Below are 23,354 nucleotides of genomic sequence, written 5' to 3'. Positions count from 1 at the left end.
ACCCGCAACACCTCACCCATCCGACCCGAGCACCCCCGCCCGGAGGCCCGCCGATGACCCGCGTCCTCGTCGTCAACGCGTTCGAGCGCGGCAACCGCGGCGACGCCGCCCTGCTCAGCGTCCTGCTCGACCAGATCCGCCGCGCACTGCCCGGCGCGCGGATCGCGATCGCCGGTTTCGAGCACCCCGAGCGGTGGCCGGAGTTCGAGGGCGTCCCCAACCTCGGCTCGTTCCGCCGCTATTCCGGCGAGGAGAACATCCCCCGATTCCGGCGCATCCTGCGCAAGCTCAGCCTGCTGCCCATAGTCGCCCTCGCCGCCGCCCGGCTTCCGCGTCGGACGCTGCTGGCCGTCGCCCGGCTGCTGCCCGCCGAGCCTCGCCGCGAACTGCACGCCCTCGCGACCGCGGACCTCGTCATTTCCACGGGCGGCGGCTTCCTGCACGGACGCCCGAACTTCGCCTCCGACCTGAACATCCTGTTTTTGCTGCTCCCGCTGTGGCTGGCCGAACGGTTCGGTGTCCGGGTCGTGACCGGCCCGCAGTCCTACGGCCCGTTCCCCCGTCGGGTCCAGCGCGTGCTGGTCCGCCACGTCCTCGGCCGCGCCGACGCGGTCCTGGTCCGCGAAGACATCAGCCGAGACCGGCTCACCGAAATCGGGCTGCCGTCACGTCTGCTCACCCGGAGCGTCGACAGCGCCTTCGCCTTCCAAACCCGCTCCGACCGCGACTGGCGCACCGCCCTCGGCATCCCCGCCGGCGCCCGGATCGCGATGGTCACCGCCCGCCAGTGGCTCGACGAGCCCGGGCAGCACCGGTACGAACACGCCTTGACCGCGGGCATCCGCCACCTGCTCGGCCGCGGGTACCACGTCGTCCTGGTCCCCCAGGTGACCTGCGCTTTCCAAGGCGACGACGACCGCAGGGTCAACACCCGCCTCGCCGCCGGACTCGAGCACCCCCGGCTGCGCGTCCTCGGCGACGACACCTTCGACCACCGCGACGCCCGCGCCCTCTACGCCGAGGCCGACCTGGTGATCGGCACCCGCTTCCACTCCGTCATCTTCGCCCTCACCGCGCACGTCCCGTGCCTCGCGATCGAGTACGAGCACAAGACCGGCGGGATCATGCGCGACCTCGGGCTCGAACAGTGGGTCGTCGGCATCGGCGAAGTCCGCGACACCACGTTGCCCACGCTCCTCGACAGCCTCATCGACCACCGCGAAAACTACCGGCGGCACCTGCGCGAGGTCCTTCCCCCTTACGCGCTCCGGGCTCGCGACCTGAGCCCGTTGCTCGATGCCGCCTGACCCGGCGTCAGCCCCGCCGCAGCCACCTGAACCGGCGGCAGCCGCACCGTCCGCAGTCGGTGCCTCCGCGCAAATGCTGATGCTCGCTGCGGTCGTGGCCGCACGCGCGGCACCGCACTGTCGCCCACGGCATCCGGATCCCGGACATCCTGCGCCTCCTCGAAGTCCCCCATCCCCCGGGCACACACCATCACATCCGCGCGCGCCCAGCCAACCGGACCAATGAGGACAGGAGCCTCCGTGAGCCGAGAACGAACCGTCGTCTTCGCGACGCCGTACTACCCGCCGGATGTCGGCGGCGTCGAAACCTACGTGCATAGCCTGGCCACCGCGCTGCAGGAGGTCCCCGGATGGCGGCCCGTCGTCATCACCGCCAGCACCCGCGCCGGGTCCGACGACGGCTTCCCGGTCTACCGGCTCCCGACGCTCGCCAAACTCTCCAACACGCCGCTCGACCCGCGCTGGCCGCTCCAGATCCGCCGCATCCTGCGCACCGAACAAGCCGACTACCTCAACGTCCACACTCCGGTGCCCGGCTTGGCCGACGCCGCGACGATGGTCTCCGGAAACACCCCTGTCGTCGTGACCTATCACGCCGCCGCCCTGGCCAAGGACGGTCATCCGGTCTTCAACACCGTCGCCCGCGCCTACGCCGGAGCCGAGAGCTTCATGCTTCGCAGGGCCAATCTGATCCTTGGTGTTTCCGGCTATGTCGCCGACCGTTTCCGTCCCCGTTACGGGGACAAAGTCGGCGTCCTGGAGAACGCGATCGCCTCCGGAGCGCTGGCTGATTTCGCGGTGGCGGGCCGCCCGTACGCCGCCGCTTTCCTGGCACGCCTGGCCCCGACGCACGCGTGGAAAGGCCTGGATCAACTCCTGCACGCGATGCGCATTCACCGCTCCCGATCCGCACCGACCGCCCGGCTGCTGGTAATCGGCGACGGTGCCGCGCGTCCCGGTTACGAAGCCCTCGCCCGGAAACTCGGCATCGCCGACCACGTCACCTTCGCCGGAAACCTCAGCGGCGACGCGAAATTCCGGGCCCTCCGCACTGCCAGATCTCTGGTGCTCTGCCCGATCAGCCCGAACGACGCCTTCCCGACAGTGCTGCTCGAAGCATGGGCGAGCCGGGTGCCGGTCATCGCCACCGCGATCGGTCCGCTCGCCTCGCTGGTGGACGACGGCGTCAACGGGCTGTTAGCCGCGCCGCGTTCTCCTGAAGCGCTGGCGGAACAGTTGCGGCGTCTCGAGAGCAGCCCGGCTCTGGCGGAAACGATCCGGGACAACGCCTATGAACTCGTCCGCAGCAGGTACACGTGGAGTCATCGGGTCGCGGAGTTCATCAAGCAACTGGCCGCGGTCGATCGTCGTGGCACTCCGGTCGCCCGGTGACGCCCAGCTCGGCGAAATCCCCGCAGCACGGCCAGCCAAGCGAACGCCTTGGCCCCGCCGCAGCACGTCCGACGAACCGGCACGCGTCCGGCCCGGCACGCCAAACTCCCTGCCCCGCTTCACCTCCCCTTCACGCCACCCCGGTGCTAACCGGCTTCCACCGGATCCCGCGCCCCGAACGCGTCCCCGGCCGGATTCCGGATCCGCACCCGGATTCCGGCCCGTTTTCCTTCCCCGCGGGCGAATCCTCCGGTTGCCGTCCCGCTCACCGGCACGACCCCCCGATCGTGGCCGCCCGCGGTGCGCCGTCCGGCGGGCGGTTCTGGGTAGCCTGGCGACGTGGCCGACCCGATCCCCCCAGTCCCTGCCCCCGGCGAGTCCGGATCCGAGCGTCCCGGCGCGGACGAGCCGCCCAAGAAGGCGCGGCGCAAGCGTCCGTTCTGGCAGGAGCTGCCGATCCTGATCGGGATCGCGCTGGTGCTGACGATCCTGATCCAGCAGTTCGTCGCGAAGGTGTTCCTGATCCCGTCGGCGTCGATGGAGACGACGCTGCACGGCTGCGACGGCTGTTTCGGCGACCGGGTCGTCGTCGACCGCGTCACCTACGATTTCACCGATCCCGGGCCCGGCGACGTCATCGTCTTCCGCGGCCCGCAGCCGTGGACCGCGAACGAGATCGCCCCGCAGGAATCGGGCAACTTCTTCACGAAGACGTTGCGCGGCCTCGGTTCGCTGGTCGGCTTCGCGCCGCCGGACGAGCGCGACTTCGTGAAGCGCGTGATCGCCGTCGGCGGCCAGACCGTGCAGTGCTGCGACCCGAAGGGCCGCGTCCTGGTCGACGGCAAACCGCTCGACGAGCCCTACATCCACTGGCTGGACCAGCCGCCGTCGGTCCGGCAGACCTTCCCCCCGGTCACCGTCCCGAAGGGCAGCCTCTGGGTGATGGGCGACAACCGCGAGAACTCGTGCGACTCCCGCTGCCAGGGCGGCGGCGGGGTGAACGGCACCGTCCCGGTGGACGACGTCATCGGCAAGGCCCGGGTGATCGTCCTGCCGCCGTCGCGCTGGGGCGGCGTCAGCGACCACGACCCGCAAGCCGCCCCCGCCGCGCTCGGGGCTCCGGCGTGGCAGCAGGGAATCCCGCTCGGGGCGGGCGCGCTGCTGGCGTTCCCGGCGCTCGCCGCCGGGCGCGGTCTGCGACGGAAACTCAGCAAGCAGGACTGACGCCAGGGTTCCGGCCGGCGGTCCGCCCGACCGCTGCCGGGGCTCGCCGTCGCGAAAGCGCTGTCACTGCCCAGAACTGGCTGCCCGCACGACCTCCAGCCGGAGATGCCGCGTCAGGTCCCCGGTCATCTGCAGCACCGGCGTCCGCTCCGCGAACCGCCACTCGTCCCCGTGCCGGACGAACCGGTCGTCGTAGTGTCCGGCGGCGATGGGCTGCAGCGGAAGGTCCGCTGTCGCTTGGAAAACGGTGAAGTAGCTGTGTGCCGAAGCCGTGTCCTCGTCGGCCGTGATCCGGACGTTCGTCGTGACGTGGCGGGTCCTCGGGGTGCCGTCCGGATGCAGGATCAGGATGTCGCGGAACCAGTTCTCCACGGCCTCCCGTCCGGTCCGGCCGCCGCCGCTGTGCAGGGTTCCCTCGCGGAACAGCTCGCCCACTCCGGCCAGATCGCCCGCGTCGATGCACGCCGCGTAGGTCATGATCAAGTCGTGGATCGCCCACCGGGCCGATTCTGCCGCCATCCGGCCAGCATAGGAGTTCCACTGTGGACACCGGCCCGCCAAGACCGCTCTCCGGGCCCGAAACCCGGCCCGGACCTGTGACCTGCGCTTCTCCCGCACACCGTGGTCCCGCCGCAGCCCGCCCCGGCGGCGGTGGCATGATGCCCGCACGGTCCCGGCCGATCGGACCGCTCGCCGAGGAGGAAGGTGACGCTTGAGCACGCGCACTACCCAGGTGGACGACCTCCGGCTGGTGGCGCAGCCGAGCGCGGTCCCGTGCACCGAGCTGTTCGTCCGCCTGATCCTGACCGACTGGTCCCTGATGCCGATGCTGGACCAGGTCACGAACGCCGCCGTGCGGCTTGTCGGCGACGTCGTCGACCAGAGCAGCCCGTCCGCGCCCGCCTTCGTGACCGTCCGGCTCCAGCTGAGCGGCGACCGGCTCGTCGTCGAGGTGGACGACGACCTCGTCGCCCCGGCGCCGCCGCGCGACGAGCGGATCGGCGTGCGCCACGGAGACCGCGGCGGCCGCACCACCTGGTGCGAACTGCCGCTGCCCGGCGGGATTTCGGCGGGCCAGGTCCGGCTGCCGCGCCGAGGCGACCGCCGCACGCTGGTCGACGAGCCGGTCTCCGGCGAACCGGTCACCGCGGACCCGCAGGTGCTCGAACGGTTGCTCAACCGCCTCAGCACCTGGTCCGAGTAATCGTCACCGCGCCTGGACGGACGCCCCCGGCTGCTTCCCGGCAGCCGGGCCGGGCGAACGCTTCCGGCCGCTGAACCACCTCAGCGACCGTCACCCGGCAGAAGCCTGCCAAGCCTGTTCCAGCGCCTGCGCGAAAACCTCCACCGACTGCCCGCCGGAAACACCGAACCGCCGTCCCAGCACGAAAAACGGCACTCCTCCCGCGCCCAGTTCCGCGGCTTCCCGCTCCTCTGCCCGAACCGCGTCCGCATATCGCGACGGGTCCGCCAGCACCGCTTCCGCTTCAGCGCGCGGCAATCCGGCCTCCTCGGCGACATCGGCCAGCACCTCGCCGGTGAACACCGCGCGAGCCTCGGCGAAATTCGCGCGGAACAACGCCGACACCATCTCGGTCTCCAGCCCCTTTTCGCGGGCCAGGTGCAGCAAGCGGTGCGCGTCGAAGGTGTTGCCGATTTCGCGGTCCGTCCGGTAGCCGAGCCCCTCCGCCTCCGCGAGCCCGGCGACCCGCTGCTCCATCTCGGCGGCCTGCGGCCCGTACTTCGCGGTGAGCATGTCCAGCAACGGCTCGGTCCCGGTCTTCCCGGGGTCCAGTTCGAACGACCGGTACGTCACGGTCACCTCGTCCCGGTGCTCGAACCCGGACAGCGCCTTCTCGAACCGCTCTTTGCCGAGGTAGCACCACGGGCACACGACATCGCTCCAGATTTCCACCTGCATGCCGCCAGCGTAGAACGCGGTCGCGTCCGACTACTTGCCGCCCCGGAAAGAAGTGACTACATTCCAAGTAGGCAAGTAGCCGAGGAGGGAATCGTGACCGACGAAGAACGCGCGGCCGAAGCGCTCGCCGCTGTCCGGTCGCACCAGGACCGCGCACGCCGCACCGCGCGGTTGCCCTGGTGGGTCTACCTGCTGATTTTCGTGGTGACCGCCGGGTTCACCGCGGTGAACGACTTCGTCGACGGCAGCAAGTTCGTCGCCGTCGCCGTGCTCGGGTTGCTCCTGGTCGTGTTCGCCGTCGGCGCGCGCACTCGGTCCGCACCGCTCAGCCGCCTGCGCGGGGTCCAGCAGCGGCAAGAGTTCGTGCCGTGGGTCTTCGGGGTCGTCGCGGTGATCGGCGGCGTCGGGGCCTGGCTGGTTTCGCGCTACGGCACCGAAGCTGCCGCCGCTCTCGCCGACGCGCTCGGGCTGCGCGACTACCCGGATACGGTCGCCGGGGTGCTCTTCGGGATCGCGTTCACCTTGCTGTTCGCGCTCTCCCAGGCACTGCTCGCAGTCGCCCGCCGTCGAGGGGATCGATGACCGCCACGCCCCCGCCAGGACTCGACCGGCTGCTGTCCGACCCCACCCGGCTGGCCATCATGTCCGTGCTGTCCGCTGTGGACTGGTGCGATTTCGCCTTCCTGCGGGACGCCGTCTCGCTCTCGGATTCGGCGCTGTCCAAGCAACTCGCGACGCTCCGCACCGACGGCCACGTCGAGCAGCAGCGGAAATACCTCGGCCGGGTCCCGAAAACGTCGATCCGCGCCACCGAGGACGGGCGGCGAAGATTCCTCGGGCACGTCGAAGCGCTGCAGCACATCGTCGAACGCACGCCGCGGCCAGCAGACTCGTGAGTGTTAATCCCGGTTCTAACCGGGATCAGCACTCACGAGACCCCAGCCTTCACGGGCTCCCGCGCCCCCGTGCGTTCCGCGCCGATGCCCGCCGCGACCACGAACGCGATCCCCGCCACCGCCGCGACGTTCGGCACCTGGTGCAGCACGATCAGCCCGAGCACCAGCGCGATCGCCGGCTCCAGGCTCATCAGCGTCCCGAACGCGGACGCCGTCAACCGGCGCAGCGCCAGCATCTCCAGGCTGAACGGCACCACCGGCACGAGCACCGCGAGTCCGAGCCCGGCGAGCAGCAGCGGCCACGTCAGCTCGCCGACCACCGCCGGAGCGTGCACGAAGGTGGCGACCAAACCGGCCACCGGCATCGACACCGCCAGCCCGCGCAAGCCGGTCACCTCGTCGCCGACTCGTTGTGTCAGCACGATGTACGCGCCCCAGCAGACCGCCGCCGCGAGCGCGCAGCCGAGGCCGAGCAGGTCGGTCCCGCCCTGCCACGGCTGCGTCAGCAGCACCACTCCGGCCGCCGCCAGCACCGGCCACACCCGGTTTCCGCCTCGGCCGCGCACGATCGCGACGGTCAGCGGGCCGAGAAATTCCAGCGCGCTCGCCGTGCCCAGCGGCAACCGGGTCGCGGCGACCATGAACAGGATCGTCATCCCGGCCGTCGCGAAGCCGAGCACCACGCACGTCAGCAAGGCCGGGCGACGGAACGCCGACGGCCGCGGCCGCACCAGCACCAGGAGCAGCACACCGGCCCAGGCGAGCCGCAGCCACGCGACGCCGGTCGGCCCGACCTGGTTCGCGAGATTCACCGAAACCGCCAGTCCGAGCTGGACGGACAGCATGGCGCCGACGGCCAGGGCGACACCGGCGCGAGGAGTGGAGGGGAGCACGCCGTCCAGGAGAACTCATCCGGACCGTTCGTGTCCACCTGCCGATCCTGGACGTACTGTCCGAGTATCCTGGACAATCAGCGGATGGACACTCGCAGGCTGCAGTTCCTTCTCGAGTTGTCGAGGCTCGGCTCGATGCGCGCGGTCGCGGACGTGCTCGAAACCACAACGTCGACCGTCTCGCAGCAGATCTCGGTGCTGGCCAAGGAAACCGGCGTCGCGCTGCTCGAACCGGACGGCCGCCGCGTGCGCCTCACTCCCGCCGGGCGGCGGCTCGCCGAGCACGCCGTGACGATCCTGGCCGCCGTCGAAGCCGCCCGTGTCGATCTCGACCCCGAGGCCGAGCCCGCCGGAACCGTGCGCGTCGCCGGGTTCGGGACCGGCGTGCGCCACGCCGTGCTGCCGGTCGCGGATTTCCTCGCGCAACGGCATCCGCAGGTCCGCGTCACGATCAGCGAGCACGAACCCGCCGAAGCGCTCGCGCAGCTTCGGACCGACGACATCGACCTCGCCCTGACCTACGACTACAACCTCGCGCCCGCGCCCGCCGATCCGTCGCTGGCCGTCCGTCCGCTGTGGACGGCGCCGTGGGGTCTGGCAGTGCCGCGCGCGGACGCGAACCGGTTGCGGGGCAACGGAACCCTGGACGTGTTCACCGCGTTCCGCGACCACGACTGGATCGGCAACTCGCGCAACGGCGCGGACGAGACGGTCGTCGGGACCCTGGCGTCGATGGCCGGGTTCTCGCCGCGGTTCACCCACCGCGCGGACAACCTGGACCTGGTGCAAGACCTGATCGCCGCGGGCGGCGGGGTCGGCCTGCTGCCCGATTCCTGGCCGACCCGGCCCGACGTCGCCGTCCTCCCGCTGACCGGCCCCGACGTCCGCCTGCGGGCCTTCGCCTGCACCCGGCGCGGGCGGGACGCGTGGCCGCCGCTCGCCCTGGTCCTCGGCTTGCTGCCCGGCGACTAGCATGGCGGGCGAAGCGGTTCGAGCACGGAGGAGGCGACATGGCGGAAGAAAAGGCGATTCTGGCCGGCGGGTGTTTCTGGGGCATGGAGGAGCTGTTCCGCCACCAGCCCGGCGTCACCGCCACCCGCGTCGGCTACAGCGGCGGCGACGTCCCCCACGCCACCTACCGCAACCACGGCACCCACGCCGAAACCATCGAAGTCACCTACGACCCCGCCCACACCGACTTCCGCACCCTCCTGGAATTCTTCTTCCAGGTCCACGACCCCAGCACCAAAAACCGCCAAGGTAACGACCTCGGCACCAGCTACCGCTCCGCCATCTTCTACACCACCGACGAACAAAAACAGATCGCCGAAGACACCATCGCCGACATCGACGCCTCCGGCCTCTGGCCCGGCAAAGTCGTCACCGAGGTCACCCCCGCCGGCGACTTCTGGGAAGCCGAACCCGAGCACCAGGACTACCTCCAGCACTACCCCAACGGCTACACCTGCCACTTCCCGCGCCCCGGCTGGAAACTCCCGAAGCGCGCCTGACGGCCTCAGCCCGCCCTCGCAGCATCGGCGTCCCGGAACGCCGACCCCCGTAACCGAGCCGCCGCCATCACCCATACCCGCGCAGATTCCGCTGCACCGCCACAAACCCACCGGCGGGCGCGCCCAACGGAGTCAGCGCGCGGCGGAACAGTGCCGACGACGTGAACCGCCGCCAACTCGGCCGCGGGCAGACGCGCCAGACCAACGTCGCCACAGCCTGGACACTGGCGAAGCGCGCCTGACGGCCTCAGCGAGCCATGACGGTCTCCGCGTCCCGGAACGCCGCGGGGGACAGCTTCCGCCACACCAGCGACGTCCCCAGCAACTGCACGGCAGCAGCCATCACCCACACCCCGCGCAAGCTCCAGTGCACCGCCACAAACCCGCCGGCGAGCGCGCCCAGCGGCGTAAGACCCCAGGCCAGCGCCCGATGGCTGGTCAGCACCCGCCCCAGCAGCTCCGACGGCGTGAACCGCTGCCGGGTCGACTGCGAGCACACGTTCCAGATCAACGTCGTCCCGGTGAGGAAGATCAGCACCGCACCGACCAATGCCGGCCACGGCGGGACGATCGCGATCAGCAGCTGGCTCAGCACCGCGCACGCCTGCGCGACGCGCATCGACGTCGAATAGCCGAACCGTCGCACGAACCGGTCCACGAAGAACGACGACCCCACCCAGCCGACGGCCAGACACGCCAGCAGCACCCCGTACCCGAACGGCGCGAGGTGCAGTTCCTTCGTGGCGTACAGGACGAGCATCGAGTTGCCCGCGGACGCGGCGAACGACCCCAGCGCGACCGTGATCGTGATCGCCCGAAGCAGCGGCGTCCCGACGAGGTAGCGCAGCCCGGCCGTCACGTCCTTGAGCGGATGCGCGGGCGTGCGCACCGGCTTCACGGACGGAATCCCGCGCGCGAGCAGCAGCGCGACCAGGGCGGCGACGGCCGCCAGCCACGCGGGCAGTCCCGCGCTGAGCCCGATCAGCAACCCGGTCGCCGGGGGCACCACGAACTGGACCATGCCGCGGTCGATCACCTGCAGCCGGGAGTTGGCCATGTCGAGCTGATCCGGCGCGACCACCTCGGGGACCACCGAACCCGCCGCGCCGTCGCCGAACACTTGCGCCGTGGTGAGCACAAAGGCCACCACGAGCAGCGCGGGCAGGCTCAGCGAACCGGTGGAACCGAGCAGCGCCAACGTAAGCGCGGCGACGATCTGCACCGCGTACGCGTAAGCCAGCACGGTCGTCCGCCGGACCCGGTCGATCACCACCCCGGCGAACAGCGAAAGCAGGAGCCACGGCGCTTGCCCGGCCACGTTCACCAAGGACACCGCACGCGGGTCGGTCGTGATCGAGACAGCCAACAAGGGCAGTGCCGCAAGCAAAAGCCCTTCACAGGTTGAACCCGACACCGCCACCGCTTGCAGGCGGACCCAAGCCGCCCCACCCCTGCCCCGCTCCGCCATGCCCGTCATTGTCCTGCACCGCGCAACTGGTTTTCCGCAGCACACTCCCCGCGTGGTCCCGCTCTCCGGACTTCCTCGCCGAACAAAACCTCGCCGGTTATCACGCGGGCGCGGGCCACGCTTTCCCTTGCGCGTCAACTGGAATCCGCACTGACGGCCGGATCGCGGGACAGCCGCTCACCTGCTGGGACGGGCTTTAGCGAACCGCCGCGAACGGTTGAGCTGGAGGCATCCGATCCGTCCCCGCTGGAGGAACTCCGTGCCCCGCCACACTCCGCCCCGACCCCGCCGTCCTGCCCGCGCGCGGTCCCGTTTCGCCTTCGCGCTGGCCCTTCCGCTGCTCCTCGCCGCCTGCGGCACGGCGGGCGGGGCGAGCCCGCAGGACGCCGGTCCCCCGCGCCCGGGTGGCACGCTGCGGCTGGGCATCTCGTCCAATCCGGACTGCATCGACCCGCAGCAGGTCAGCACGAACGCGTCAGTGAACGTCGGCCGTCAGCTGGTCGATTCGCTCACCGACCAGGACCCGAAAACCGGCGCGATCACGCCCTGGCTCGCCGACCGCTGGACGGTCAGCCCCGATTCCACGAGCTTCACCTTCCACCTCCGCTCCGGCGCGACGTTCTCCGACGGCTCCCCCGTGGACGCCGCCGCGGTGAAGACCAGCTTCGACGGCCTCAAGGCGCTCGGCGCGAAGGCCCTGCTCGGGTCCAGCTACCTGGCCGCCTACCGCGGCGCGACAGTGGTCGACCCGGCGACGGTCCGGCTCGACTTCTCCCAGCCCAGCGCGCAGTTCCTGCAGGCCAGCTCCACGATGTCGCTCGGCGTTCTCGCGCCGGCGGCGTTCCGGCACACCGCCGAGCAGCGCTGCCAGGGCACCGGCCTGATCGGCTCCGGCCCGTTCGTGTTCACCAGCCTCAAGCCGAACCAGAACATCGTGCTCAGCAAGCGCACCGGCTACCGCTGGGGTTCGCCGTTGTGGCGGCACCAAGGCGAGGCGTACGTCGACAAGATCGACTTCCGCGTGGTGCCGGAACCGGGCGTGCGGTCCGGCAGCCTGACGTCCGGGCAGCTCGACGCGATCACCGACGTGCAGCCGGTGGACGAACCGCAGTTCTCCGGCAACGGGTTCACCGAACCGGTCCGGCCGAACCCGGGCATCGTGTTCAACCTGCACGCGAACGTGACCCGCGGCGTTCTTACTGATCAGAAGGTCCGCCAAGCCGTGTCGAAGGGCGTCAACCGGCCCGAGGTCACGAGCACCGTGCTCACCCCGAACTACAAGCCCGCCACGAGCATCCTCGGCTCGGCGACACCGCTGTACACCGATCTGTCGAAGGAACTCGCCTACGATCCGACGGGCGCCCAAGCGCTGCTGCAGTCCGACGGCTGGCTCCCCGGCCCGGACGGCATCCGGACGAAGAACGGGCAGCGGCTGACCGCGTCCGTGCTGTTCTCGCCGGTGTTCAACCAGAACCAGAGCGTGCTGGAGCTGATTCAGCAGCAGTTGCGCAAGATCGGCTTCGACCTGAGGATCGAGCTGCACACCAACTCCGAGGTCACCCGCCTGCAGCAGGCCGGCGACTACGACTTCCTCTGGTACAACGTCACGCGCGCCGACCCGGACATCCTGCGCCAGCAGTTCTCCGCGAAGACGAACAACCGGAGCAAGCTGTCCGCGGACAACCCGCTCGACGCGTCGCTGACCGAACAATCGGCGACCGTCGATCCCGCGAAGCGCAAGCCCGCCGCCGAAAAAGCGCAGCGGACCATTGTGGAGCAGGCTTACTCGATCCCGGTGTTCGAGCTGACGCAGGTGCTCGGCGTCGGCACGAACGCGCATGACGTCGGCTTCGAGGCTTCCTCGCGGCTGCAGCTGTTCGACGCTTGGGTTTCGGGCTCGTGAAAGGCTTCCCGCTGCTTCGCCGCATCCTGCAAGCCGTAGTAGTGCTGTGGGCGGCGTTCACGCTGTCGTTCGTCATCCTCTACCTGCTGCCCGGTGACGCGGTGCTGACCAAACTCGGCTCGGCCGAGGGCGGTCCCAGCGCGTCCCCGGAGCAGATCGCCGCCCTGCGCGCCGAGTACGGGCTCAACGATCCGATAATCGTGCAGTACGGCAAGCATCTCCTGGCCGCGCTGCACGGCGACTTCGGCACCTCGGTGGCCACCGGCGACGACGCGACGCACCAGGTCCTCGCCGCGTTGCCGCCGACGCTCGCCGTCTCCGGCCTTGCGTTGGTGCTCGCGATCGTCTTCGGCGGCGGGATCGCCGTGCTCGGCACGTTCACCCGGACCCGCTGGGTGAGCCAGCTGCTGCTTTCCCTGCCGCCGCTGGGCACTTCGCTGCCGACGTTCTGGGTCGGGCTCCTGCTGATCCAGCTGTTCTCGTTCCAGCTGCGGCTGTTCCCAGCACTCGGGTCGACCGGCTTCGCGTCGCTGGTCCTCCCGGCGGTCACGCTCTCCCTGCCGACCGGCGCGATCATCGGTCAGGTGTTGGCGAAGAGCCTGCAAACTCAGCTCGCCGAGCCGTACATCGAGGTCGTTCGGGCGAAGGGCGCAAGCCGTCGCCGAGTCCACTTCGGACACGCACTGCGCAACGCCGGACTGCCCGCGCTCACGCTCGTGGGCGTCGTCGCGGGCAACCTGCTGGCCGGTTCGGTGGTGACCGAAACCGTCTTCTCACGCGACGGCCTCGGCCGGGTGACCGCGTCGGCCGTGACCGCGCAGGACGTGCCGGTGGTGCAGGCGGTGATCGTGCTCGCCGCGTTCTTCTTCGTGGTGCTCAACCTGGTCGTCGACCTCGTGTACCCGCTGCTCGACCCGCGGGTGTCCGTCCGCAAGGAGGTCCCCGCACATGTCTGAAACCGTGCTGCCCCAACCATTCCTCGTACGCCGACCCGGCCTGCTCCTCTCCACACTCGTCCTCGCCGCCGTACTGATCGCAGCCTTCGCACCCACCCTGCTCACCACCCAAGACCCCATCACCGGCGTCCCCGCAGAACGACTCCAAGGCCCCTCCCTCGGACACCTCTTCGGCACCGACGAGACCGGCCGCGACGTGTTCGCCCGCGTTGTGCACGGGGCCGGGTTGTCGCTGCGCGCGACCGTCCTCGCCGTTCTCGTCGCGTTCGCCGCCGGATCCGCGTTGGGGCTGCTCGCCGGGTTCCGCGGCGGCTGGCTCGACGCGGTCGTGATGCGGATCGTCGACGTCCTCCAGGCGGTTCCGGCGATCCTGTTGTCGCTAGCGCTCGTGACCGCGCTCGGGTTCGGCACCACGAACGTCGCGATCGCCGTCGGGGTCGCGAACCTCGCCGCGTTCGCCCGCCTGATGCGCGCCGAGGTGCTGCGGGTGCGTTCCGGCGTGTTCGTCGAAGCCGCCCGGGCGTCCGGCGTGCGCTGGGCCGGGGTGCTCGGCCGCCACGTGCTGCCCAACGCGCTCGGGCCGGTCTTGGTGCTGGCCACGGTGACGGTCGGGACCGCGGTGCTCGAAGTGTCCGCGCTCAGTTTCCTCGGCTTCGGCGCGAGCCCGCCGACGCCGGAATGGGGCGCACTTGTGGCAGGCGGACGCAATTTCCTGGCCACCGCTTGGTGGATGACCACGTTTCCGGGCTTGACCGTCGCGGCCGTCGTGCTCGCCGCGAACCGCGTGTCCCGGGCTCTCGACAGCGAACGGAGCTGACAAGTGCTGGAGATCAGCGAGCTGGCGGTGTCGTACCGCACCTCGGGCGGCGTGGTGCCTGCCGTGCGGGACGTGAGCCTGCGGGTGGGAGCTGGCGAGATCGTCGCGGTGGTCGGCGAGTCCGGCTCCGGGAAGAGCACCACCGCGCACGCCGCGATCGGGCTGCTGCCCCGCGGCGGGCTGGTCCGCCGCGGAAAGATCACCTTCGACGGCCGCGACCTGACCACACTGTCCGAAAAGGACTGGCGACAGGTCCGCGGCACCGGGATCGCCCTCGTGCCGCAGGATCCGACGGTCTCGCTCAACCCGGTCCGGCGGATCGGCGAGCAAGTGGCCGAGGTGCTGCTGATCCACCGCCTGGCTGCCCGCAGCGATGCCTCAGCCCAAGCCGTAGAACTGCTGCGACGGGCTGGCGTCGACCGGCCGGAGTTGCGCGCGCGGCAGTACCCGCACGAGTTGTCCGGCGGTCTCCGGCAACGGGTGCTGATCGCGATCGCGCTCGCCGGAAGGCCGCAGCTGATCATCGCCGACGAGCCGACCAGCGCGCTCGATGTGACCGTGCAGAAGGAAATCCTCGACCATCTGGCGGAGCTGGCCGCCGACGACGGCACCGCGATCCTGCTCATCACGCACGACCTCGGGGTGGCCGCCGACCGGGCCGCGCGGATCGCCGTGCTGTCCGAAGGACGGCTGGTCGAGGAAGGACCGGCCCGGGAACTCCTCGCCGCGCCGACGCAGGAGTACACGCAGCGGCTCCTCGCCGCCGCGCCGAGCCTGAGCCGCGAACCGCTCCGGCCCCGCCGCGCCGAGGGTCCGGAAGTCCTGCTGGCGGTCGACTCCGTCTCAAAGACTTTCTCCTCGTCCCGGGCTGGTTCAGTGCAAGCCGTAGACGACGTGTCGTTCCAGCTCACCCGCGGCCGAACCCTCGCGCTGGTCGGCGAATCCGGCTCCGGCAAGACGACCACGGCCCGCATGGTGGTCGGCCTGGAAACCCCGACCGCGGGCACGGTCAGCTTCGACGGCCAGGACGTCACCCGCCTCCCGCCCGCCGAACTGCGCAGGCTCAGGCGCCGGTTCCAGCTCGTCTACCAGAACCCGTACGCCTCGCTGAACCCTCGCTTCTCCATCACCGACGTGATCGGCGAACCGCTGCGTGCGTTCGGCGTCGGCGGGCGGGCCGAACGAGTCGCCGAACTGGCCGACCAGGTCGCGCTGCCGTCGTCGGTGCTGCGCCGGAAACCGCACGAGCTGTCCGGCGGCCAGCGCCAGCGCGCGGCGATCGCTCGCGCACTGGCGCTCCGCCCGGATCTCGTCGTGCTGGACGAGCCAGTGTCCGCTTTGGACGTTTCCGTACAGGCGCAGATCCTGAACCTGCTCGTAGAACTGCAGGACGAACTCTGCCTGACGTACCTGTTCATCACGCACGACCTGGCCGTGGTGCGGGAAATCGCCGACCAGGTCGGGGTGATGCGCCAGGGCAAACTGCTCGAACTGGGCCCGGCCGACGACGTCCTGCTGCGGCCGCGCGAGCAGTACACCCGCGACCTGCTGGCCGCGATCCCCGGCGGCGAGCAGGTGCGCGCGTGAGGTCAGGAGTTGGCGAGCACCAGCCGTCCGACAGCCTCGCCCGCGTCCATCCGGCGGTGCGCCTCGCACGCCTCCGCCATCGGCAGGACGGTGACCGGAAGCCGGATCCGGCCGTCGGTGTACAGCGGGAGCACGGCCTCCGCGGCGGGGCGAGCGGGCGCAGTGTCGGCGGACAGGAAGCCGCCCACGTTGAAGCCGATCACGCCGATGTTCTTGCCCCACACGGCGTTCGAGTCCACCAGCGGCGCGGTCTTGCTGCCCGCGCTGCCGACGACGAGCATCCGGCCCATCGGCGCGAGCAGGTCCAGCGATGCGATCCGCAGGTCGCCGCCCACCGGGTCGACGATGATTTCGAACCGCTCCTCGCGCAGTTCGCCGAGGTCCCCGGACAGCACGACGCGGTCGAAGCCGAGTTGCTTCGCCGCCTCGACCTGCTCGGGCCGCCGGACCGTGCCGACGACCTCGCGCGCGCCGAGCAGCCGCGCCACCTCGGGATACACCGAGGCGAGGCCGCCGAGCGCACCGTGCACGAGCACGCGCGCGTCCTTCGGCAGCCGCACGGCCTCGGTGAGCGACAGGTAGGCCGTCACCGTGTTCGCCAGGCCAGCGACCGCCTGCGCGCGCTCCACTCCGGTACCGGCCAGCGGCACGACGAGAGCGGCGGGCGCGAGTTTGACGTCGGCGTATCCGCCCATGCTGGGCAGCGTGAGCGTGACGACCTCGTCCCCGACCGAGAAGCCGCTGTCCGGACCGGCCGCGCGGATCGTGCCCGCGACCTCGAGTCCCGGCACGAGCGGCGGCTTCGGCGCGTAGTCGTACTCCGCGAGCGTGCCGCGGCGGATCAGCGCGTCGATCAGCCCGACGGACGCGTGCGAGACCGTGATGGTCACTTCGCCCGGCCCCGGAACCGGATCGGGCGCCTCGATCTCTTCGAGCACCTCGGGACCGCCGTAGCGAGTGATGGACAAAGCGCGCATCGTGCGTACTCCCCAGTGTTCTGCGTGTGTCAGCGAGCCGGAACAACCCGGGCCAGACTGCGGTTATTCCAGCTTAGTTCACCCGAGGAAGGACTCGCCGTGCCGAGCGAAACGCGACCGCTGCGCAAACTGGGTTTCCTGACGATCGGCCTGTTCGACGGCGACGACCCGCGCCCCGGCCACGAATCCACGCTGCGCGTGCTCGAACTCGGCGAGCAACTCGGGTTCGACAGCGCCTGGGTGCGCCACCGGCACCTGCAGTACGGCATCTCGTCGCCGGTCGCGGTGCTCGCCGCGGCCACCCAACGCACCAGCCGGATCGAACTGGGCACCGCGGTGATCCCGCTCGGCTGGGAAAACCCGCTGCGGCTCGCCGAAGACCTGGCGACCGTCGACGTGCTGTCCGGCGGACGGCTCAACCCAGGCGTCAGCGTCAGCCCGCCAATGCACTACGAGGACGTTCGGGGCTCGCTGTACCCGGACACCGGCGACCGCGAGGATTTCGGCTACGACCGGGTCTCACGGCTGTTGTCGCTGGTCCGCGGCGAGCCCGCTTCGACGTTCAGCGGCGTCGAGGGCATCGAGTCGTTCTCCGACAGCGTGCAGCCGCATTCGCCCGGCCTCGCTGGCCGTCTCTGGTACGGCGGCGCGAGCACCCGGTCGGCGATCTGGACCGGACAAGCCGGGATGAACTACCTGACCAGCAGCGTCGTCCGCGCCGAGGAGGGCTCGACGGACTTCGAGAAGATCCAGCTCTCGCACGTGCGGGCGTTCCGGTCGAACCATCCGGACGGGGCGCGGGCCCGGGTTTCGCAAGGTCTGGTGGTGATTCCGACCGACAGCGCGACCGCGGAGCAGCGCGCGAAGTACGAGGATTACGCGGCAAAACGCCTGCCGCGCACGAAAACCCCACAGGGCCCGGGCGGTCTGCTGTTCTCGCGCGATTACGTCGGCACTTCCGCGGAAATCGCCGAGCAGCTGTACCAGCACGCCGCCTTCCGCGAAATCGACGAAGTCGCGTTCGCACTCCCGTTCACCTTCGAGCACGAGGACTACGTGCAGATCCTCACCGACCTGGCCACCCGGCTGGGCCCGGAGCTGGGCTGGAAACCGGCGTCGTGAGTGTTTATCCCGGTTAGAACCGGGATAAACACTCACGAGTCCTCAGCAGTGCTAGCGTGGCAGGGTGCCGGATTTCACGTCCACAGTGGACATTGCCCGTCCTGCCGGAGACCAGCGCGACGCACTGCAGTGGGCCCGCGCGGTCTGGGAAGAAGCTCCGCCGCCGATGCGAACTTTCCTGCGCACCGGGTGGCTCGGCCTCGGCCTGACCACCCGCCTGTCCCCGGACCGCGTTCTTGGCTGGACGATCGCTTCGGCCACGCCGGACCGGGTCGTGCTCGAAGCGCCGTCGCCGCTGTTGAGGACGCGCAACATCGTGCACCTCGACGAGCACCGGGTGTACTGGACCACCGAAGTCAGCTACCACCGGTTCCCAGCCCGCCAGCTGTGGGCCATGGCGGTGCCGATCCACGAACTCGTCATCCCGGCCCGCTTGCGGCACGCCGCCGGCGCCTCGCGGCCCGGCGATCTCCAGCACCAGCTCGTCACGACGTTCCAGCGACGGCTGGGCAACCCCGTCCTGTCGCGGCTCCCCGGACAGACCCTGCTCGAAACCACCGGCCGCACTTCGGGTCTCCCCCGCCAGACCCCGATCGGCGGACGCCGGGTCGGCCAGGAGTTCTGGCTGGTGTCCGAATTCGGCGAGCGGTCGCAGTACGTGCGCAACATCCAGGCCGACCCGCACGTCCGGCTGCGCCTGCACGGCCGCTGGCTGCGCGGGGTCGCGCACCTGCTCCCGGAGGACGACGCCCGGGCGCGGCTGAAGTCGTTGCCCCGCTTGAACAGCACCGCGGTCCAGGCGTTCGGCACCGACCTGCTGACGATCCGGATCGACCTCGGCTAGCGCTGGGGCCTCGTGAGCGGCAATCCCGGTTCTAACCGGGATAAACACTCACGAGCCGGACAACACAGCCTCGATCGTGCGCCGCGCATTCGCCGCCAGCACCGGATTGGTCTCCCGGTAATACGGCAGCTGAATCAGCGCGATGGACAACGCCCTGCCCCGGCCGCGCTCCCACGTCGCGTCATCGACCTCCGCCGCCTCGCGGAATACCGCCCGCTCAGCCGCCGCGAAGGTGTTCCACGCCGGGATCACGTCCACCGCCGGATCGCCGGTCCCCACCCCCGCGAAGTCCAGCACCGCGCTCAGCCCGCCGCCGTCGACCAGCACATTCCCCGGCGACAGATCCGCGTGCAGCCACACCGGCTCCCCGGCCCACGCCGGTGCCGCGAGCGCCTTCTCCCAGGCCGCGACATACGCCGGATCTCCGCCGAGCTGAGCGATCGCCTCCCGGGTCGGCGCGTCACGAGTGCGCAGCGGACGACCCCGGCTGATCTCCGGCGCACCGGAAATGTCCAGGCCGCGCAACGCTTTCACGAACCCGCCCAGATCCCGCGCCACCTGAGCGTCACCGAAATCCGGGTTGTCGCCGGGCAGCCAGCGCAGCACCGACCAGTCCCATTCGAAGCCCTCGCCCGGCCGTCCTTCGCCGAGGACCTCCGGCACCGCGACCGGCAGCCGAGGCGCGAGCCACCGCAGCCAACGCTGCTCATGGCCGATCTCGGCGGCCCCGCGCTCCAGCCGCGGCAGCCGAGCCACCAGCTCGTCGCCGAGCCGGAACATCGCGTTTTCCGTCCCCGACGAGTCGACCCGCGAGACCGCCAGCCCGGCCCACCGCGGAAACTGGGCCGAGACGAGGCGACGGACCAGGTCGTCGTCGATTTCCGCTTCGCCGGTATGCATCCGATTCATCAGCATCGAGCAAACCGCCCGAGCGTGACGGCAAGCAACCGGTTTATTCCCGCTCCCGCCGACTGTCCCAGACGCTGGTTACCGTCGCCCTCGTCCCGGATCGCGCGCCACACTGCTGGCATCCACGGGGAAAGGACGCAGCATGACAGGGCTCACCGGACCACGGCTCGCCGTCGCGCTGGAAGGCGCCGGCTGGCATCCGGCCGCGTGGCGCGAACCGGACGCCCGCCCGGCCGACCTGCTCACCGCCGGGTACTGGACCGAGCTGGTCCAGGAAGCCGAAGCGGCACACCTGGACTTCGTCACCTTCGAGGACTTCCTCTCCCTGCGCGACCCCGCCGCGCCCACCGCCCGCGCCGACCGCGCGCAAACCCGGCTCGACGCAGTGCTGCTCGCCTCGCGGATCGCGCCGCTGACGTCGAACATCGGCCTGATCCCGACCGCTGTCGTCACCCACACGGAGCCGTTCCACCTGTCGAAGGCGATCGCGACGCTCGATTACGTCAGCACCGGCCGCGCCGGGGTGCGCGTGCAGGTTTCCGGGAGTCCGGAAGAGTTCCAGCACTTCGGCCGCCGCACGCCGCCCGACGTCGCGGACCTGTTCGAGGAAGCCGCCGATTACGTCGAGGTGCTGCGCCGGTTGTGGGACAGCTGGGAGGACGACGCGGAGATCCGCGACGTCGCGACCGGCCGGTTCATCGACCGGGACAAACTGCACTACATCGATTTCGAGGGCCGCTGGTTCTCCGTCAAAGGCCCGTCCATCACGCCGCGTCCGCCGCAGGGCCAGCCGATCGTCGCCGCGCTCGCGCACGGCCCCGACGCCTACCGCCTCGCCGCCCGCCAGGCCGACGTCGTGTACGTAACCCCGAGCGACCGCTCGCACGCGGCGTCGATCATCGAAGAAATCGGTGTCCCCCTTCAGGTTTTTGCCGACCTCGTGGTCTTCCTCGACGAAACCGAGCAAGCCGCGGCCGACCGCAAAGCCCGGCTGGACGACCGCGCCGAGTTCACCTCGGACGCCCACGTCTTCACCGGCACTCCCGCGGGTCTCGCCGACCTGCTGCTCGACTGGCACGCCGCCGGTCTGACCGGCTTCCGGCTCCGTCCTGGCGCCCTGCCGCACGACCTGACCGCCATCACCCGCGCCTTGGTCCCCGAACTGCGCGACCGGGGCGCGTTCCGCACCGGATACGAGGCCTCGACCCTGCGCGGGCTGCTCGGCCTGCCGCGCCCGGCCAACCGCTACGCCGCCTGAGTCCCGGGAGATTTTCCATGACTGCCAAGCAAATTCACCTCGCCGCGCACTTCCCCGGGGTCAATAACACCACCGTGTGGAGCGATCCCGAAGCGGGCAGCCACATCGAGTTCAGCTCGTTCGTCAAGCTGGCCCAGACCGCCGAACGCGCGAAGTTCGACTTCTTCTTCCTCGCCGAAGGACTGCGGCTGCGGGAACAGAACGGCGAAATCTACGACCTGGACGTCGTCGGCCGTCCCGACACCTTCGCCGTCCTCTCCGCGCTGGCCGCCGTCACCGACCGCCTCGGCCTGGCCGGGACCATCAACTCCACCTTCAACGAACCGTTCGAGGTGGCCCGCCAGTTCGCCTCCCTGGACCACCTTTCCGCCGGCCGGGCCGCCTGGAACGTCGTCACGTCCTGGGACGCGTTCACCGGCGAAAACTTCCGCCGCGGCGGCTTCCTGCCGCAAGACCAGCGTTACTCCCGAGCCGAGACCTTCCTGCGCACCGCGTGGGAACTCTTCGACTCCTGGCGCGGCGGCGAACTCCTGGCGGACAAGGAATCCGGCCGCTTCCTGGCCGACGGTGGCGCCTTCGCCCACCACGACGACCACTTCGCCATCTCCGGCCGTTTCCCGGTCCCGCGCAGCCCGCAAGGCCGCCCGGTCACCATCCAAGCCGGAGACTCCGAAGAAGGCCGCGAATTCGCCGCCGCGACCGCCGACGCCATCTTCACCCGCCACGGCACGCTCGAAGCAGGCCAAGCGTTCTACCAGGACGTGAAGGGCCGCCTGGCGAAATACGGCCGCGCCCCGCACGAGCTGGTCATCCTGCCCGCCGCCACCTTCGTCCTGGGCGACACCGACGCCGAAGCGCACGAACTCGCCCACGAGGTCCGGTTGCAGCAGGTCAGCGAACAGACCGCGATCAAGTTCCTCGAACAGCTCTGGAACACCGACCTCAGCGACCACGACCCGAACGGCCCGCTCCCGTCCTTCGACCCGGCGGTCGGCGACCTGATCTCGAAGGGCCGAGCGAGCGTCCGCATGCACCGCGACCCGATCGCGACTGCTCATGAGTGGCGTCAACTGGCCGAGGCGAAGCACTTGTCGAGCCGGGAGCTGATCATCGAGGTCACCGGACGGCAGAACTTCATCGGCTCCGCCGAGACTGTCGCGTCCGCCATGAACGAACTCGTGCAGGCGGATGCGTCGGACGGGTTCATCCTGGTCCCGCACGTGACGCCGGGCGGGCTGGACGAGTTCGCCGACCAGGTGGTGCCGAGGCTGCAGGAACGAGGGGTTTTCCGGGAGGACTACAGCGGGCCTACCCTGCGGGACCACCTTGGGTTGTCTTCAAGTCCGTGAGGGGAACCTTCACGGACTCTGATTCCCTCAGGGTTCCCCTCACGGACCACCAAGGAACCGCGCCGCGTTCCCTCGCAGCAGCAGCTCCCGCGAGGCCTCGTCCAGGAACTCCGCCCGCCGAACCACCCCGCCAGCCGGACGCTCCCCCAGCGGATACGGGTAATCACTCCCCACCATCACCTGCCCGGCCCCCAGCGTGTCGACCAGATTCCGCAGCGCCGCATCGGTAAACACGACCGAATCGACACTGAACCGCCCCACATACTCCGACGGCGGCAGCTCCGACGTGGCGATGATGTCCGCCCGCTGATGCCAAGCGTTCTCCAACCGCCCCAGCCAAAACGCGAACGACCCGCCGCCGTGGGCAAAACAGATCCGCAAGCTCGACGGCACCCGATCGAACACCCCGCCGAGGATCATCGCGATGATCGACAGGTGCGTCTCCGCGGGCATCCCGGTCAGCCACCGCGCCATCCAGCGGTCCAGCCGCGGCGCGAGCGGCATGTCCCACGGGTGCACGAACACCGGCACGCCCAGCGACGCCGCGTGCTGCAGGAACGTCACCACGCCCGCGTCGTCGAGGTCGCGGTCGCCGACGTGGTTGCCGATCTCCACGCCCCGATGCCCGGCCGCGACCGCGCGGTCCAGTTCGCGGCAGGCGGCGTCGGTGTCCTGCAACGGAACCTGGCAGAACGGGATCAGCCGGTCCGGCGCGGGCGCGCAGATCTCCAGCGCGAGATCGTTGAAGACCCGCGCGATCTTCTCCCCCTGCCCCGGGCTGGTTTCGTAGCCGAAGAACACCGGCGTCGGCGACACGACCTGCGCCTCGATGCCGTCCGCGTCCATGTCGCTCAGGCGCACGGACGCGTCCCAGCAGTCGGACCGGATCCGGCGGAACTCCTCCGACCCGACCATGATCATGGCCTCGCGTTCGGTTTCCGCGCGCAGCCACGGCATTCCCTCGCCGAGGTCGGGCCAGCCGTGCGGGACGAAATGGCTGTGGACGTCGATCGCGCGCAC

Annotated in this window: 24 protein-coding genes; 16 read left to right on the top strand and 8 right to left on the bottom strand. The window is 70.3% G+C overall.

Annotated features, from left to right (window positions below):
- The 3 genes from D0D37_RS04275 to lepB all read left to right on the top strand — a co-directional run.
- Nucleotides 1–1,307, top strand: a 1,307-nt coding sequence (locus tag D0D37_RS04275; RefSeq protein ID WP_208719795.1) for a polysaccharide pyruvyl transferase family protein, incomplete at its 5' end; no start/stop codon positions are given.
- 240 nt (nt 1,308–1,547) lie between these two features.
- Nucleotides 1,548–2,699, top strand: coding sequence for a glycosyltransferase family 4 protein (locus D0D37_RS04270; protein WP_162834073.1), 1,152 nt, complete (start codon nt 1,548–1,550; stop codon nt 2,697–2,699).
- Nucleotides 2,700–3,038: 339 nt separating this feature from the next.
- Entirely contained in the window at nt 3,039–3,923 is an 885-nt protein-coding gene (lepB, locus tag D0D37_RS04265; RefSeq protein WP_116199168.1) for a signal peptidase I, read from the top strand.
- Nucleotides 3,924–3,986: 63 nt separating this feature from the next.
- On the opposite strand, the gene D0D37_RS04260 is transcribed toward lepB, so the two are convergent.
- Nucleotides 3,987–4,442 (bottom strand): nuclear transport factor 2 family protein, encoded by a 456-nt coding sequence (locus D0D37_RS04260; protein WP_116199167.1) that lies wholly within the window; start codon nt 4,440–4,442, stop codon nt 3,987–3,989.
- A 193-nt stretch (nt 4,443–4,635) separates the two neighbouring features.
- Between D0D37_RS04260 and D0D37_RS04255 the strand changes: the two genes are divergently transcribed.
- Nucleotides 4,636–5,127, top strand: coding sequence for an ATP-binding protein (locus D0D37_RS04255; protein ID WP_116199166.1), 492 nt, complete (start codon nt 4,636–4,638; stop codon nt 5,125–5,127).
- Between the two features lie 90 nt (nt 5,128–5,217).
- On the opposite strand, the gene D0D37_RS04250 is transcribed toward D0D37_RS04255, so the two are convergent.
- Entirely contained in the window at nt 5,218–5,844 is a 627-nt protein-coding gene (locus D0D37_RS04250; protein ID WP_116199165.1) for a DsbA family oxidoreductase, read from the bottom strand.
- A gap of 93 nt (nt 5,845–5,937) precedes the next feature.
- On the opposite strand from D0D37_RS04250, the gene D0D37_RS04245 reads away from it, so the two are divergent.
- Both D0D37_RS04245 and D0D37_RS04240 read left to right on the top strand, forming a co-directional pair.
- Nucleotides 5,938–6,426, top strand: coding sequence for a hypothetical protein (locus D0D37_RS04245; protein ID WP_244223375.1), 489 nt, complete (start codon nt 5,938–5,940; stop codon nt 6,424–6,426).
- Entirely contained in the window at nt 6,423–6,740 is a 318-nt protein-coding gene (locus D0D37_RS04240; protein ID WP_116199164.1) for a winged helix-turn-helix domain-containing protein, read from the top strand. Before D0D37_RS04245 ends, D0D37_RS04240 begins: the two co-directional genes overlap by 4 nt.
- A 32-nt stretch (nt 6,741–6,772) precedes the next feature.
- Here the strand turns inward: D0D37_RS04240 and D0D37_RS04235 are convergent, their stop codons facing one another.
- Complete coding sequence (locus tag D0D37_RS04235; RefSeq protein ID WP_244223374.1) at nt 6,773–7,633, bottom strand: EamA family transporter; 861 nt, start codon at nt 7,631–7,633, stop codon at nt 6,773–6,775.
- 84 nt (nt 7,634–7,717) lie between these two features.
- Here D0D37_RS04235 and D0D37_RS04230 point away from each other — a divergent pair, with 84 nt between their 5' ends.
- Nucleotides 7,718–8,605, top strand: coding sequence for a LysR family transcriptional regulator (locus D0D37_RS04230; protein WP_116199163.1), 888 nt, complete (start codon nt 7,718–7,720; stop codon nt 8,603–8,605).
- A 38-nt stretch (nt 8,606–8,643) separates the two neighbouring features.
- A complete protein-coding gene (gene msrA, locus D0D37_RS04225; protein ID WP_116199162.1) occupies nt 8,644–9,144 on the top strand; it encodes a peptide-methionine (S)-S-oxide reductase MsrA in 501 nt (166 codons plus the stop codon).
- 67 nt (nt 9,145–9,211) lie between these two features.
- Here msrA and D0D37_RS46450 read toward each other — a convergent pair whose 3' ends face one another.
- Complete coding sequence (locus D0D37_RS46450; RefSeq protein ID WP_162834072.1) at nt 9,212–9,358, bottom strand: hypothetical protein; 147 nt, start codon at nt 9,356–9,358, stop codon at nt 9,212–9,214.
- A 33-nt stretch (nt 9,359–9,391) separates the two neighbouring features.
- Nucleotides 9,392–10,612, bottom strand: coding sequence for an MFS transporter (locus D0D37_RS04220; RefSeq protein ID WP_116199161.1), 1,221 nt, complete (start codon nt 10,610–10,612; stop codon nt 9,392–9,394).
- A gap of 325 nt (nt 10,613–10,937) precedes the next feature.
- On the opposite strand from D0D37_RS04220, the gene D0D37_RS04215 reads away from it, so the two are divergent.
- From D0D37_RS04215 to D0D37_RS04200, 4 genes are read left to right on the top strand one after another with little or no spacing between them, the layout of a single operon-like run.
- Complete coding sequence (locus tag D0D37_RS04215) at nt 10,938–12,515, top strand: ABC transporter substrate-binding protein (RefSeq protein WP_116199191.1); 1,578 nt, start codon at nt 10,938–10,940, stop codon at nt 12,513–12,515.
- Complete coding sequence (locus tag D0D37_RS04210; protein WP_116199160.1) at nt 12,512–13,471, top strand: ABC transporter permease; 960 nt, start codon at nt 12,512–12,514, stop codon at nt 13,469–13,471. The genes D0D37_RS04215 and D0D37_RS04210 overlap by 4 nt, the downstream gene beginning before the upstream one ends.
- Nucleotides 13,464–14,288, top strand: coding sequence for an ABC transporter permease (locus D0D37_RS04205; RefSeq protein WP_116199159.1), 825 nt, complete (start codon nt 13,464–13,466; stop codon nt 14,286–14,288). The genes D0D37_RS04210 and D0D37_RS04205 overlap by 8 nt, the downstream gene beginning before the upstream one ends.
- A 3-nt stretch (nt 14,289–14,291) precedes the next feature.
- Nucleotides 14,292–15,875, top strand: coding sequence for a dipeptide ABC transporter ATP-binding protein (locus D0D37_RS04200; RefSeq protein ID WP_116199158.1), 1,584 nt, complete (start codon nt 14,292–14,294; stop codon nt 15,873–15,875).
- A 2-nt stretch (nt 15,876–15,877) separates the two neighbouring features.
- Here D0D37_RS04200 and D0D37_RS04195 read toward each other — a convergent pair whose 3' ends face one another.
- The gene (locus D0D37_RS04195) at nt 15,878–16,852 is read right to left on the bottom strand and encodes a quinone oxidoreductase family protein (RefSeq protein WP_116199157.1); all 975 of its coding nucleotides are present in this window, start codon (nt 16,850–16,852) and stop codon (nt 15,878–15,880) included.
- A gap of 99 nt (nt 16,853–16,951) precedes the next feature.
- Between D0D37_RS04195 and D0D37_RS04190 the strand changes: the two genes are divergently transcribed.
- The gene (locus D0D37_RS04190) at nt 16,952–17,974 is read left to right on the top strand and encodes an LLM class flavin-dependent oxidoreductase (protein WP_116199156.1); all 1,023 of its coding nucleotides are present in this window, start codon (nt 16,952–16,954) and stop codon (nt 17,972–17,974) included.
- Between the two features lie 64 nt (nt 17,975–18,038).
- A complete protein-coding gene (locus tag D0D37_RS47765; protein WP_244223373.1) occupies nt 18,039–18,818 on the top strand; it encodes a nitroreductase/quinone reductase family protein in 780 nt (259 codons plus the stop codon).
- 48 nt (nt 18,819–18,866) lie between these two features.
- Here the strand turns inward: D0D37_RS47765 and D0D37_RS04180 are convergent, their stop codons facing one another.
- The gene (locus D0D37_RS04180; protein WP_208719794.1) at nt 18,867–19,727 is read right to left on the bottom strand and encodes an aminoglycoside phosphotransferase family protein; all 861 of its coding nucleotides are present in this window, start codon (nt 19,725–19,727) and stop codon (nt 18,867–18,869) included.
- 142 nt (nt 19,728–19,869) lie between these two features.
- Between D0D37_RS04180 and D0D37_RS04175 the strand changes: the two genes are divergently transcribed.
- Both D0D37_RS04175 and D0D37_RS04170 read left to right on the top strand, forming a co-directional pair.
- The gene (locus tag D0D37_RS04175) at nt 19,870–20,985 is read left to right on the top strand and encodes an LLM class flavin-dependent oxidoreductase (RefSeq protein WP_116199154.1); all 1,116 of its coding nucleotides are present in this window, start codon (nt 19,870–19,872) and stop codon (nt 20,983–20,985) included.
- A gap of 17 nt (nt 20,986–21,002) precedes the next feature.
- Nucleotides 21,003–22,334 (top strand): NtaA/DmoA family FMN-dependent monooxygenase, encoded by a 1,332-nt coding sequence (locus D0D37_RS04170; protein WP_116199153.1) that lies wholly within the window; start codon nt 21,003–21,005, stop codon nt 22,332–22,334.
- Between the two features lie 39 nt (nt 22,335–22,373).
- On the opposite strand, the gene D0D37_RS04165 is transcribed toward D0D37_RS04170, so the two are convergent.
- Nucleotides 22,374–23,354 carry an amidohydrolase family protein gene (locus tag D0D37_RS04165; protein ID WP_116199152.1) on the bottom strand — a complete coding sequence of 327 codons (981 nt, stop codon included), beginning with the start codon at nt 23,352–23,354 and terminating at the stop codon, nt 22,374–22,376.

The sequence above is a fragment of the Amycolatopsis circi genome (assembly GCF_003385235.1).
Lineage (GTDB): Bacteria > Actinomycetota > Actinomycetes > Mycobacteriales > Pseudonocardiaceae > Amycolatopsis > Amycolatopsis circi.
Note: the sequence above shows the minus strand (reverse complement) of the source record. Positions and strands in the feature narration are given on the sequence as shown.